The sequence below is a fragment of the Candidatus Methanoplasma cognatum genome (assembly GCA_009777615.1).
Classification (GTDB): Archaea; Thermoplasmatota; Thermoplasmata; order Methanomassiliicoccales; family Methanomethylophilaceae; genus Methanoplasma; species Methanoplasma cognatum.
In genome coordinates this window covers 1-13,162 of sequence record WRLM01000007.1, presented here as the reverse complement: position 1 = coordinate 13,162, position 13,162 = coordinate 1, and the positions used below count along the sequence as shown (strand labels likewise).

11 protein-coding genes are annotated in these 13,162 nt (G+C 53.2%); 10 read left to right on the top strand and 1 reads right to left on the bottom strand.

Annotated elements, in window-relative coordinates; all coding sequences use genetic code 11:
• Position 1 precedes the first annotated feature (1 nt).
• The 10 genes from FWG96_07220 (at position 2) to FWG96_07175 (ending at position 12,499) form a co-directional block, all read left to right on the top strand.
• The gene (locus tag FWG96_07220) at positions 2 to 1,936 is read left to right on the top strand and encodes a cation-translocating P-type ATPase (protein MCL2033036.1); all 1,935 of its coding nucleotides are present in this window, start codon (positions 2 to 4) and stop codon (positions 1,934 to 1,936) included.
• A gap of 313 nt (positions 1,937 to 2,249) precedes the next feature.
• Positions 2,250 to 3,863 carry a DNA primase DnaG gene (gene dnaG / locus FWG96_07215; protein ID MCL2033035.1) on the top strand — a complete coding sequence of 538 codons (1,614 nt, stop codon included), beginning with the start codon at positions 2,250 to 2,252 and terminating at the stop codon, positions 3,861 to 3,863.
• Positions 3,864 to 3,874: 11 nt separating this feature from the next.
• A complete protein-coding gene (locus FWG96_07210) occupies positions 3,875 to 5,395 on the top strand; it encodes an ATP-binding protein (GenBank protein MCL2033034.1) in 1,521 nt (506 codons plus the stop codon).
• A 690-nt stretch (positions 5,396 to 6,085) separates the two neighbouring features.
• The gene (locus tag FWG96_07205; GenBank protein MCL2033033.1) at positions 6,086 to 6,700 is read left to right on the top strand and encodes a hypothetical protein; all 615 of its coding nucleotides are present in this window, start codon (positions 6,086 to 6,088) and stop codon (positions 6,698 to 6,700) included.
• On the top strand, positions 6,697 to 7,935 hold the full coding sequence (hemA, locus tag FWG96_07200) for a glutamyl-tRNA reductase (GenBank protein MCL2033032.1): 1,239 nt from the start codon (positions 6,697 to 6,699) through the stop codon (positions 7,933 to 7,935). Before FWG96_07205 ends, hemA begins: the two co-directional genes overlap by 4 nt.
• Positions 7,935 to 8,903: a porphobilinogen synthase gene (gene hemB / locus FWG96_07195; protein ID MCL2033031.1), complete on the top strand. Its 969-nt coding sequence runs from the start codon at positions 7,935 to 7,937 to the stop codon at positions 8,901 to 8,903. The genes hemA and hemB overlap by 1 nt, the downstream gene beginning before the upstream one ends.
• On the top strand, positions 8,900 to 10,150 hold the full coding sequence (locus FWG96_07190; GenBank protein ID MCL2033030.1) for a glutamate-1-semialdehyde 2,1-aminomutase: 1,251 nt from the start codon (positions 8,900 to 8,902) through the stop codon (positions 10,148 to 10,150). The genes hemB and FWG96_07190 overlap by 4 nt, the downstream gene beginning before the upstream one ends.
• Positions 10,147 to 11,010, top strand: coding sequence for a hydroxymethylbilane synthase (hemC, locus tag FWG96_07185; GenBank protein MCL2033029.1), 864 nt, complete (start codon positions 10,147 to 10,149; stop codon positions 11,008 to 11,010). The genes FWG96_07190 and hemC overlap by 4 nt, the downstream gene beginning before the upstream one ends.
• Positions 11,007 to 11,744, top strand: coding sequence for a uroporphyrinogen-III C-methyltransferase (cobA, locus tag FWG96_07180; protein ID MCL2033028.1), 738 nt, complete (start codon positions 11,007 to 11,009; stop codon positions 11,742 to 11,744). Before hemC ends, cobA begins: the two co-directional genes overlap by 4 nt.
• On the top strand, positions 11,741 to 12,499 hold the full coding sequence (locus FWG96_07175) for a uroporphyrinogen-III synthase (GenBank protein MCL2033027.1): 759 nt from the start codon (positions 11,741 to 11,743) through the stop codon (positions 12,497 to 12,499). Before cobA ends, FWG96_07175 begins: the two co-directional genes overlap by 4 nt.
• A 38-nt stretch (positions 12,500 to 12,537) precedes the next feature.
• Here the strand turns inward: FWG96_07175 and FWG96_07170 are convergent.
• Positions 12,538 to 13,162: sirohydrochlorin cobaltochelatase (locus FWG96_07170; protein ID MCL2033026.1), on the bottom strand; the 625-nt coding region annotated here is incomplete at its 5' end.

Here is a 13,162-nt window from a genome sequence, read left to right as displayed (position 1 = left end):
CTTGACAGAAGTAAACCGCATACCGCAAGGAACAATTCCAGATCCGAAGAAGGAACAGATCAAAGTCCCGCTTACGAGGAAGATATTCGAGTTCCTTTCCGGTCTGCCGATGACGATCGCGGCCGGGATATTCCTCGCAATCAGCCTGGCACTCATACTAACAAAAACATCCCTGCCGATCGACCCGGCATGGGTAACGATCGCGGTATGCGGGTATCCGCTTTTCTATCTCGCCGTTTGGCGGATCATTTACAACGATGGCCTCAGCAAGATATCTTCCGCGTTACTTATATCCATCGCAGTGACCGCCGCGGTTTTCATCGGCGAGATCTTTGCGGCGGGAGAGGTCGCGTTCATAATGGCCATCGGCGCCATACTGGAAGATAAAACAGTGGAACGGGCAAAGAAAGGCATCAAACAGCTTATCGGACTGGCGCCGCAAAACGGGCGCGTTGTCAGAGAAGGTTTTGAAGAGATGGTGCGGATCGAAGACGTCATAGAAGGTGACATTCTTCGAATCCTTCCCGGCGAGGCTGTGCCGGTGGACGGCAGGATCCTCTTCGGCAATACTTCGATCGATCAGTCGATCATCACTGGCGAATCCCTGCCCGTTGACAAAGGGGTCGGCGACGAGGTGTTCTGCGGAACGGTCAATCTGTTTGGGTCTGTTGATATAAAAGCGATGAAAGTAGGCGAGGACTCCTCCCTTCAGAAGCTTATCCGTTTGGTCCGGGAGGCCGAGGACAACAAAGCGCCCATGCAGCGCATCGCCGACAAATGGGCGTCATGGCTGGTCCCGTTGGTATCTTTGATAGCTCTCGCTACATATTTCGTCACCGGGGATATCACAAGATCAGTAACGATACTGGTCGTATTCTGCCCCTGCGCCCTCGTCCTTTCCACGCCGGCAGCCATAATGGCGGCGGTCGGACAAGCTACGAAACATGGGGTCGTTATCAAATCCGGAGACGCTCTGGAACGCATGGGAAAGGTGGACACCGTCGCGTTTGATAAAACAGGAACGCTCACGTACGGCAGTCTCGTAGTCAGCGATGCTGTCCCGCTTGATACAGCCGTGAGCGGTAAAGAATTGTTAGCGGTCGCCGCATCGGCCGAAGCCTTTTCGGAACACCCTCTCGGCAAGGCGGTAGCAGCACATGCGAAGAGGCAGGGGATACGGATGCATCCCATAGACAATTTCAAAATGATGCCCGGAAGGGGAATAAGCGCAGATATGTACGGCAGGGCCGTTCTCTGCGGGAACGTTTCATTTCTGCGGGAGAACGGCATCGATCCGGACGCAGCCGCCGGCCCTCTGGAGCGGCTCCACAGTCAAGGGAAAGCAACGATACTTGTTTCGCTGGACGGCAGATGCATAGGCATCATCGCACTCTCAGATACGCTGCGGGAAACTGCGGAGAACATGGTCAGGGAAATTAAAGAAGCGGATGCTGAGGTCGTTCTTCTGACCGGCGATAACAGGCAGGCAGCGAACCACTTTTCGGAAAAGGTCGGCATAGAGGCCGTTCATGCGGAATTGATCCCCGCCCAAAAGGTAGAGCTGATACAAAAGATGCAGGATGAAGGCCGCTGCGTATGCATGATAGGCGACGGAGTGAATGACGCTCCCGCCCTTAAAGCAGCGGACGTGGGAGTAGCGATGGGGAGCATGGGCAGCGACATAGCCATCGAAGCTGCCGACATTGCGCTCATGGGCGACGACATAGCGAAGATCCCGTACCTGAAACGCTTATCCAACGCAACGGTCAGGCTGATCAGATTCAATATTGCAATTTCCATGTCCATCAACGCCGTAGCGGTCATACTTTCCATGTTCGCCCTCCTTAACCCCGTCACGGGCGCATTGGTTCATAACGCAGGTTCCGTTCTGGTCGTCCTGAACGCGGCGCTGCTCTATGACAGGAAATACATCTGAGGAACGCTGCGGATAAAGGAGTCTCGGTTCTTCACGGATTGTGTAATTAGAAAGCGCGTAATCTCTTTTATATATAAAAACACACATACACGGCTCATGGGAATCACTAATTCCCTGTTCACTGAATCACTATCACGATAAACATCGTCCGAGGACGATAGGTCATCAAAGCGCCCCAAGGGAACGGCCCTGCGGGCTCATAAGGGACAGTAATAGGATGGGAAAGAAAGCACTCCATTGCGGAAAGAACGGAGTGTGAGCGCACAGCAGAGCAGGAAGTATGGTTTTTCCCGACCCAATGGAGGGTTTACAAATGAACATAGATCCAAACACAACAAAATATATGATAAAAGCAAAGATCACCGCAGACGGCGTCGTCGAGAAACCTGACGTCGTCGGGGCGATCTTCGGACAGACAGAGGGGCTTTTGGGAGAGGACCTTGACCTGAGGGATCTTCAGAAGACCGGCAGGATAGGGAGGATAGAGGTAGAGATAGTTTCCAAAGGCGGAAAGTCGGAGGGGATAATATACATCTCGTCAAGCCTGGACCAGGTGGAGACGGTTATAATAGCGTCATCCCTTGAGACCATCGACAGGGTCGGGCCGTGCAAAGCGGGTATAAGAGTTCTCGGAATAGAGGACGTCCGCGTGATCAAGAGAGAGAAAGTGGTCGAGCGCGCAAAAGAACTCTTGAATGAGCTGATAAGCCAATCAAAGGGGTCCTCGGCGGACCTTACTCAGAGCATAAGGCAGAGCATACAGGTAGAGGAGATCACCACGTACGGAAAGGACAAATGTCCCGCCGGACCAGGAGTGAAGGATTCGGAAACGATAATTATCGTGGAAGGGAGATCGGATGTCCTCAACCTCCTGAAAGCAGGCATCAAGAACGCTATCGCAGTGGAAGGGACCAACATCCCTAAGACGGTGCAGGATCTCTCCAGAGAGAAGGTCACGACGGCGTTCGTCGACGGCGACAGAGGAGGGGAGCTGATCCTCAGGGAACTTTTCCAGACCTCCGAGATAGACTTCGTGGCCCGTGCACCTCGTGCGCACGAGGTTGAGGAGCTTTCGACCAAACAGCTGGTTAAATGCCTGCGCAACAAGATCCCCGGCGACCAGTACATGGAGATGAACGGCATCACCGTAGCTGCTGCGGAGGAGAAGGAGACCTCCGTCATTCCGTTATCCCCTCCTCTTTCGTTATCCCCTCCCGCTTCATCTTCTCCCTCCTCCGAGGAAGAAGACAGGTCAAGGAAGATCCGCGACGAGAGGAACAGAAGAGACCGCAATGATAAGAAAAGACTGCGCGAGGACGATCAAGACAACGGGAGAAAAGGCCGCGAGAGGTTCAATAGCGAAAATGTCGAGAGGTTCAAGAAGAAGGTCGAGGAGCCTGCCGAAGAGGAGCCTGCCGAAGAGGTCAAAGAAGTCGAGCACGACGAGCCTGAGGAAGAAAAACCTAGAAAAGGCAAAGAGACCACGCAGTGGACCGAAGCCCCTCCCGCCCACCGTGAGGATCAGGATGAAAAGCCGAAAAAGGGCCGTCCATCAAAACAACATGACGACGACGCCGGAAAACCTGCGAGGACACTCCGCGGGAAGAAGGACAGGAACACAAAGACACTGTCCCCGGAACAGGAAGCGTTCAGAGATATGCTGCTGGATATGTCATCCACGCACAACGCCAAACTCCTCTCGGAGGATAACTCCGTTATAAAAGAGATAGCGGTGAAGAACCTGGTGAACTCGCTCAAAGAAGATTCAGAAGGGATAGCCGTGATAGTCTTTGACGGCGTTATCTCACAAAGGATACTGGATGTTTCCGTCGAAAGAGGGATCAAGACGATCGTGGGGACACGCAAAGGCAACATCACAAAGATGCCTGCCGAGACCACAATCTTTACCAAAGAAGACCTATACTGAGAGCAGATAAAATGAAAGGCAAAAGAGCGGCGGAATCATGGGAAGACATCGAGGGGATAAAGAGCACAGAGGACATACTCATCCCCTCTGATCCACTGGACCGTGTCCTCGGCCAGGAAGAGGCCATACATCTGGCGAAGATCGCCGCCATACAGCGCAGACACCTTATGCTCGTGGGGCCGCCCGGTACCGGGAAGTCCATGATAGCAAGGGCTCTCTCGATGAATCTCCCCAAACCGAAGCAGGAGGTAAGGGTGGTCAGGAATCCCGAGAACCCCGAAAGGCCGTTCCTTGAGATACTTGACGAAGGGCAGGTGCATGATGAGGACGATATTCGCGCCGAGTCGGTCGGCCAGCTCCTGGAACCAGATCAGGCGCCCAAGAACGTCGCAGAGAGGCTGGGCTATATATGCAAAGCATGCGGGAAATACTCGCTCCCGTATGATGTGAACTGTCCTTTCTGCAACAAAAGCAAGATCGAGATGGGATCCAACTCAAACCCTTTCGGGGACCTGCTCAGCGGAATGCTGGAAGCGGCAATGCCTCAGGGCGTGGTCACCGGAAGGGAAAGGGTGAACACCACCCGTATACTGTCCGACGGGACGGAGGAGACGGTGGTCTTCGAGAGAGCGGGAGACCACATCAGGAGACTTGACGGCAAAGCCCTCCACAAGAGGAATCAGCTGAACAAGAAATCCAACCAGAAGGTGCTTGTAAAACTGAACAGGAATCCTTTCGTTCTTGCTACCGGCGCGTCCGAGACCGAACTGCTAGGCGATGTCAGGCACGACCCTTACGGAGGCCATGAAAAACTCGGAACCCCCTCGTATGAGAGGGTCACCGCCGGGTCCATCCATGAAGCCCATGAGGGTGTGCTTTTCATCGATGAGGTATCCCATCTCGGGAACCTGCAGCGGTTCATTCTGACCGCTATGCAGGAGAAGAAGTTCCCCATTGTAGGGCGCAATCCCCAGTCGGCGGGCGCAAGCGTCAAGGTTGACGATGTACCCTGCGATTTCATTCTGGTGGCCGCTTGCAACATCCAAGATCTGGAGAACATCCTCTCCCCTCTTAGGTCGAGGATAATAGGAGGCGGGTATGAGGTGCTGGTGGACACAGCGATGCCTGACAGCTCCCGTAACCGCGCAAAGTACGCTCAATTCGTAGCTCAGGAAGTGATGATGGACGGCCGCATACCTCACGCTACCATCGATGCGGTGGAAGAGATCATCGCAGAGGGAAAGACCCGCGCGAGGTCCGACAACCAGCTCAACTCGCTCACACTTAGGCTGAGAGAGCTCGGAGGCCTTATCAGAGCAGCGGGCGACATCGCGGTGATGGAAAAAGCGCCGCTGATAACCGCCGATCTGATCAAAGAGGCAAGGAAGAGGTCCAGGCCCGTGGAGGACCAGATCAGGGAAAGGTACGGTTCCTACATGAAAGGGATGTCGAAAGACGTTTCCAGCGCGCAGAAGGAGAGGTCGCAGTATTACTTTGAGAATGAGCACCTCGACGATCAGATGTTCAACTGACGGTTCAGCTTTCATATATGTTCTCTGCCGCATGGTCGAAGACGATCCGCAGGTCCAGTAGATCCGTCGCGCTGCCGCAGGCCGCATTCATGTTGGAATGCGGCGCATACGGATGCATAGATCACGAAAAGAGACTGCCGGCCACCGCCTTCAAAAAGGTCGAAGAGGCGCCCCGGTCTATGCTAACGCTGGAACGTTGTGATGTTTTTAATATGCGTTAATTAATTCAAGTGAGGATAGGATGTCGTTTCTAAAAAGGGTAATCGTCAGAATCCTCATACGTTTAGTTATGCTGGGCGTGCTGTTAGTGATAATGTATGTGTACCTCCGCGCGTATATGTAATACTTTTATGCGGGGGATCTTTCCAGCTACAGCTAACATATAGGCGCAAGCCGCAACTCAGGTTCTGGCGGGAACGCATAATCTGTGATAGCAATAACTTGGCACATACATCCAATAATTAATATGTTATTGTTGGTCTTCTGCCCACGCGGCTCACGCACTAAGACGTAAGCAATTTTTTCATCAGACAGGCACGCTGGATAAATAATCCAATATGTTCTTATAAGTGAGAAGTGTTCATTGGATGGATAATCCAAGAGGATAAGCATGGTACGGGGCAGATTCATGCAGACTGGTTTCAAAGAGCATATTCTCGCAGATTCAGGCAGAAAGGGGGCGCCATATAGATGATATCTTTGTTAATCTCACCAGAAGGTCTTAAAGTGCTCGTGGTGGGCGGCGGAAATGTCGCTCTGCGGAAATGTACGCACTTCAGAGGCGCGAATATCACAGTGGTCGCAGAGGACGCCGTACCAGGGATCGAAGAAATAGCCGGCTCTTTGATAAAAAAGAGGACTACGGTCTCGGAAGTATCCGATATGATGAAAGGATTTGATATTATCATAGCGGCGACGGACGATATGACGTTGAATTCCGAGGTAAGAGACGAAGCCCTCCGTCAGGGTCTTTACGTCAATTCCGCCCATGGCGGCGGTAATGTGGTCATGCCTTCCGTTCTGAAGAGAGAAAGATACACAGTATCCGTGTCATCGGAAGGAAAGCTTCCCGCTTTCCCCCCTTATGTGGTCGAAGAACTTGACGCCTTTCTGGACGAAAGATTCGACGTCATGTTCGATATCTTATCTGAACTGAGAAAGATGTGCGCCGGAAAAGGGACTCAGGCAGAACGCTCAGAATATTTAAGAAAGGCCGCCCGCGACCCTGAAGTGAACAGGTTCGCCGGAGAAAGGGACACGGCGTCCGCTCTGGAAAGAGCTAAAATGCTGGGGGCGCCGAAGTGATCATAAGCCTCCACGTGACGCATACGGATGCGGGGATCGAAGCCATGAGCGAGGTTGCGCAGATGATGGAGTCCAACATCACCAAATATCTGCAGAACACCATGGCCTATAATGAATATGTTATACTGAAAACATGCAACCGCTTTGAAATATACGTCGGGACGGATGACGCCGAACCGGTAAAAAAGGAGTTCGAGTCATTCATAAGGAACACCGTGCCGCGTTCAAAAGACCAGAGCATACCTTTTATTAACCAAGGAAAAGCGTCGATAAGACATCTCTTCAGAGTGTCGTGCGGCCTCGACTCTCTGATCGTGGGGGAGAATCACATTCAGGGTCAGGTCAGGGAGGCGTACGTGCGGGCCAAAGAAGAAGGGCACGTATCCAAATATCTTTCTAAACTCTTTGACAGGGCACTATCCATAGGTAAGAGAGTAAGGAACGAGACACAGATCAATCCCGGTTCCGTTTCCGTCGGGAGTGCGGCCGTGGATCTGGCCGAACAGAGGACAGGGGGGCTGGAGGGTAAGACCGTCACCATCTTCGGTGCGGGCAGCATGGCGGCGGCCATAGGAAAAAGCCTTTCAGATAAGGGCGTTCAATTGGTGATAGTCTCCGGCCGGACATTTGAAAGGGCCTCGGACCTGGCGCTTCAGGTCGGCGGTACCGCCCTGAGCAGGGAATACCTGATATCGGCCGTGTCAAAGAGCGATGTCCTGTTCGTCGCCACATCGGCCCCTCACATAATCGTCACTCCGGAAACGATAACATCCGCCGGAGAACGGGAGAGGCCGCTTCTTGTTGTGGACGTGTCGGTGCCGAAGAACGTGGATGATGCCGTCAACGATATCTCGAACGTATCGCTGGAGACGATGGACAGCCTCCAGGGGGTGGCTGCCGAGAATATAATGAGAAGAAGAACAGAGATATCCGAGGCGGAGCGCATAGTGAAAGACGAGATCGCCAAAATGGACGCTGAATATCTGGAGGAGAAAGCTAACCGCGTTATCGGGGAAATAAGCAGGAAAGCGGCCGCTGTAAGAGAAGAAGAGCTGTCCAGAGCAAAAGCGAGGGCCGTTTCGGCCGATATCGATGAGGTGTTCGAGGACATGTCGAGGGCGATCGTATCGAAGATGCTCGCAGAGATCTATGAGAACCTCAGGGTCTCTTCTCTCAGCGGGGAAAACAGTGTTATTGATGCAGCTAGGTACCTTTTCGGATTGGAGGTGAAATGATGTTCCCAAAAGACAGAATGAGACGCAGACGTTCTGACGAAAGTGTCCGCAGGATGCTGACAGAAACAAGGCTGCACAAGGATGACCTTGTGCTGCCGCTGTTTTTCGATGAAACTCTGGATTCCGTGAAATATACGGATTCTATGCCTGGAGTTCCGACATATCCGCTTAGCGACGCGGCGAAGGTCGCCGAAAGGCTTCACTCATCGGGGATCAATGCGGTCATGCTCTTCGGGATACCTAAGCACAAGGATCCAGATGGGTCCGGCGCATATTCGGAGGATGGCGTGGTTCAAAACGCTATAAGAAAAATGGGATCGTCCTCCGACCTGCTTCTCATTGCCGACCTGTGCATGTGTGAATATACGGATCACGGGCACTGCGGGATACTTTCCGGCGGAAAGGTGGATAATGATCTGACTCTGATCCAATACAGAAAGATTGCGGAATCCCTCGCACATGCGGGAGCGCAGATGGTAGCCCCGAGCGGCATGATGGACGGCCAGGTCTCCAATATAAGGGAGGCTCTGGACGGATCCGGCCATAAGGACGTTTCAATAATGGCATACAGCGCAAAGTTCTGCAGCTCGTTCTACGGCCCATTCAGGGACATAGCGCATTCCGTTCCGTCGGGATGCGGAAGGGAGGCCTATCAAATGAACCCGGCCAACGCCAGGGAGGCAATGACGGAGATGCGCACGGATATCGAAGAAGGCGCCGACATCATAATGGTAAAACCGGCGATGCCGTATCTCGATGTGATAAAACAGGCAAGGGCCGAGTTCTCCGTTCCGGTGGCGGCCTATCAGGTATCGGGGGAATACGCAATGATAAAGGCCGCGGCCGCGAACGGATGGTTAGACGAACGCAGGGCGGCGATGGAATCTCTCATTTCGATCAAAAGAGCCGGCGCCGACATAATAATATCATACTTCGCCGAAGATGCGCTGAAGGAGCTGAAACGGTGAACAGGGAAACATCATTCAGCAATCATCAGGTGATGAAAAAACTCACGCCGGGAGGAGTGTCAAGCCCCGTCAGAGCCTTTGAACCCAGCCCGGTGTACATTGAAAAAGGTAAAGGATGCATCGTGACCGATGTTGACGGTAACGACTATATCGACCTTTGCATGGCATACGGCCCCCTCATACTGGGCCATTCCCACCCCTCGGTGGTGTCGGCGGTCAAACAGCAGGCCAAAAAAGGAACCGTCTTCGGTGCGCCATCTCCCCAAGAGAAAGAGCTGATCTCCGAGATATCGGAGAGGGTGCCCTGCGCAGAGATGGTGCGTTTGGTGAATTCGGGCACGGAGGCAACCATGCACGCCATACGTTTGGCGAGAGGATACACAGGCAAACGAGGCATCGTGAAGATGAAAGGAGGGTTCCACGGTTCGCACGACGCCGTGCTGTCAGACAGTTCGCAGAGAACGCTGAAGAAAGGAATACTCTCCGGAACAGCCTCAGGCACATATACGGTCGAATACAACTCGGAGGAGCAGATGGAATCTATATTAGAAAAGAGGGACGACATCGCCGCCGTCATAATGGAGCCGGTCCTCGGGAACGCAGGCGTAGTGCTGCCTCAAAAAGACTATCTCAGGAATATCAGGAAGATGACCAAGAAGGAAGGCGTCCTTCTGATATTTGATGAGGTCATAACAGGATTCAGATTGGCACGGGGCGGGGCGCAGGAATTTTATAAAGTGAAGCCGGACCTGTGTACGATGGGGAAAATAATGGGCGGCGGTCTTCCCGCAGGTGCGTTCGCAGGGCGCAGAGAGATCATGGAGAACCTCGCCCCCGCCGGGCCGGTATATCAGGCAGGCACATTCTCCGGCAACCCGCTGACGGCCGCTGCGGGAACGGCAACATTGAAGAAGATGACAAAGGAGAAATATAAGGCCCTGAACAGGATGAGTTCGGAGCTTACGGCCGCCATATCAGATTCTTTGGAAGATAACAAGATACCTGCGGCGATGAATGCCGTCGGATCGATGTTCCAGGTATTCTTCGGTGTGAACTCGGTGAACAACGGGACCGAAGCGCAGGGTTGTGACAGGAAGACGTATGCGGATCTGTTCAGACGTATGCTTGATTCCGGGATATACATGCCCCCTGCGGCACTGGAGGTCAATTTCCTTTCCACAGAGCACGGTTCCGAACTGAAAAAGCTGTCGGAGGAATTCGACAGGAACATGAGGTGCATAACATGATCATCGGCACCAGGGACAGCAGGCTGGCGTTAGCTCAGACAGACATATTCATCGAAACGGCGGTCGCACACACCGATGAGACGATGACAATTAAAAAAATAAAGACCGCCGGAGACACGGACCAAACGTCCGAACTGAAGGACATAGGGGGATACGGGGCATTCGTAAGAGAGCTGGATAATGCCCTGGTCGCAAAGGAGATAGACGTGTCGGTGAACTCCATGAAAGACGTACCCGTCTTTAGGGACACGGAGATAATCATCGGAGCGGTCCTCCCCAGGGCCTCCTGCGAAGATGTCATCCTGCCCATGCGTATCGACGAACTTCCGTTCGGTGCGGTCGTAGGGTCATCGTCGGTCAGAAGGACGGTCATTTTGAAAAGCATGCGTCCGGACCTTGAGATCAAAGGACTGAGAGGGAACATAGACACCAGGCTCGGTAAACTTGACAGAGGCGAATATGACGCGATCATATTGGGAAAGGCAGGGCTTGACCGTCTCAGCATCAAAAGAGAGATGCACACCCTGGGCATTGATGACTTCGTACCCGCGCCGGGGCAGGGTGCGATAGCGGTCGCCTGCAGGTCGTCCGATCGTGATATCATCGACATCTTGGGAAAGACGGACGACGCCGACACAAGGGCCGAGACCCAGGCGGAACGTTCCATCATGAGGCTTATGGGCGGTATCTGTTCATCGCCTATCGGTATAAACGCAAAAAGAGAAGGGGACCGGCTGATGATAAAAGGTGTGTTCTTTGACGGAACCGTTCTCAGAAGGATCGATTCGACGGTACCTTTGGATCATACAGCCTCAGATCTGGAAAGGGTCGCCTCGGAGTTGAAGGGGATTGGAAAATGAAGGGCAAGGTATATCTTGTAGGAGCGGGGCCGGGCGACACGGATCTGATCACAGTAAGGGGTCTGAACCTTCTGAGGAAGGCGGATGTCGTCGTGTACGATGCGCTCATAGACGCCGAGATACTGAAAGAATGCGGGAGCGCCGAACTGATAGACGCAGGCAAACGAGGCGGCGACCACAAAATGAGCCAGAGCGAGATCAACAACACTCTGGTCAGGCTTGCCGCTGAGGGTAAGACGGTCGTCCGTTTGAAAGGCGGAGATCCGTTCCTCTTCGGAAGAGGGGCGGAGGAAGCCGCGGAACTCATAAAAGCAGGAGCAGAGGTGCACGTGGTGCCGGGAGTGTCGTCATCTATTTCCGTGCCGGAACTTGCCGGCATACCTCTGACGCACAGGGACCATGCCCCGATGGTGACCATCGCCACGGGTCACGAAAGATCCGATCGCGACAGCGACAGGATGGATTGGAAGAAAGTTGCAGCGACAGAAGGGACGATCGTCATACTCATGGGGATCGGCAATTCAGAGTACATATCCAAAGAGCTCATAGAAGGAGGAATGAATCCCGAAACGCCTGCGGCTGTTATAGTACGGGAGGAAGGGCGGCAGAGAGCCGAAACAGCCTCGCTGAACAAACTGCCTTCTCTGATCATCGAGAAAAGAATGAAGGCGCCGGGGATAATAGTTATCGGAGATGTCGTAAAGGAGAGGGACATCTTGGGGGATATCCATTGACGGTCATAGCGTTCACAAGACCTAAAAGGAGACTGTCGGAATCCATATCTTTGGCCGAGTCAGAAGGGTTCACCGTCATGGCGGCGCCGTCTCTTGAGATAATGCCTCGCAGCATCTCGGATACGGAACAGTTGCTCCGGACGATAAGGCGCGGTGATGTCGTCGTATTTACGTCTGCAACGGCTGCGGAGGAATGCGGAAGGTCTCCGCTGTTCAGAGATTCCGTCGCAGGTGCGCATGTCGTATCCATCGGGCCGGGAACCGCAGAGGCTTTGGAGCATTTGGGAGTGGCCACGGATTCGATGCCGGAGGAGTATAGTTCAGAAGGCATAGTCGGACATCTGCGCGGATCCGTAAAGGGGAAGAAAGTGATACTCATAAGATCGGACCGCGGCTCGCGCGTCCTTGATCAGGGCCTTGCCGCAGCGGGTGCGGAGGTCGTAGATTTTGCCGCCTATAGTCTGAAGCCCGCTGATCCAGGATATCTCAAAGAGATACTGGATGCGGGAAATATGGGAAAGATAGATGTGTTCGCCTTCACGAGTCCCCTTTCCGCACAGTCCTTTGCAGAGGCCGCTGAGAGCAGGGCCATTAAAACCGCAGACATGCTTAGTAAGGTAAAGGTTGCCGCGATAGGCAGACCTACGATCGATATGCTGACGTCTCTCGGTATAAAAGTGGACATTATCCCTGAAAGGGCAACGTTTGAGGACATGATAGCCGCAATAAAGAGGTCCTTCTCGGATCCGAGCTGAAACTCTTTGCAATTACCTCAAATCTCTCGTTGCGGTGTTCATGTTGCGCTGCTTTTTTCGATCTTTTTGACTAGGATATCATTCATGTCCGGATTGAGTCCAAGGGGTTCGGCATAGGAAACCGAAATGCTCCTGCCTCCTCTCTCCACTATCCCCCCGTTGCTGCCTGCAGGTATGCCTAATTTCTCCGGTATCTCCTCACCGATATGAGCGCCGGAAGCGAGAAACATAGGAAGTACGATCACTCTTTCGAATCCAGATGCTATCATCTCCTCGTACGAATGCTCTATGGTCGGTTCATTATATTCGTTGAAACCGACAAACACATTCCTGACGCCGGATGCTTTCAGGCGGTCGGACGTCATGTTGACAAGGTCGGCGTTATGTTTCATCGGGGAGCCATGTGCAACAAGCAATACCCCGGTGTTTTCGGAGCAGCCCATCTTCTTCAGTTTCTCCAGCAGGACCTGCGTGACGCCAGGGTCATCGCCAAAAGGCTCATTGTAATGGATCATGATGTCTTTGCCATACTTGGCCGACACAAAGCTCCCGTATCCTTCCGGTATTCCGAGTTTGCATGGTATGTCCTGTGTCGTATGCCTCCCAGACGCTACAAAAAGCGGCAGCGCAACGATCTCGCTGACGCCGTCAGCGGCCATTGAT

Excerpts from the sequence above, each read along its gene's own strand:
- dnaG (MCL2033035.1), top strand. The coding sequence starts at position 2,250 with ATGAACATAGATCCAAACACAACAAAATATATGATAAAAGCAAAGATC.
- FWG96_07210 (MCL2033034.1), top strand. The coding sequence starts at position 3,875 with ATGAAAGGCAAAAGAGCGGCGGAATCATGGGAAGACATCGAGGGGATA.
- FWG96_07205 (MCL2033033.1), top strand. The coding sequence starts at position 6,086 with ATGATATCTTTGTTAATCTCACCAGAAGGTCTTAAAGTGCTCGTGGTG.
- hemB (MCL2033031.1), top strand. The coding sequence starts at position 7,935 with ATGTTCCCAAAAGACAGAATGAGACGCAGACGTTCTGACGAAAGTGTC.
- hemC (MCL2033029.1), top strand. The coding sequence starts at position 10,147 with ATGATCATCGGCACCAGGGACAGCAGGCTGGCGTTAGCTCAGACAGAC.
- cobA (MCL2033028.1), top strand. The coding sequence starts at position 11,007 with ATGAAGGGCAAGGTATATCTTGTAGGAGCGGGGCCGGGCGACACGGAT.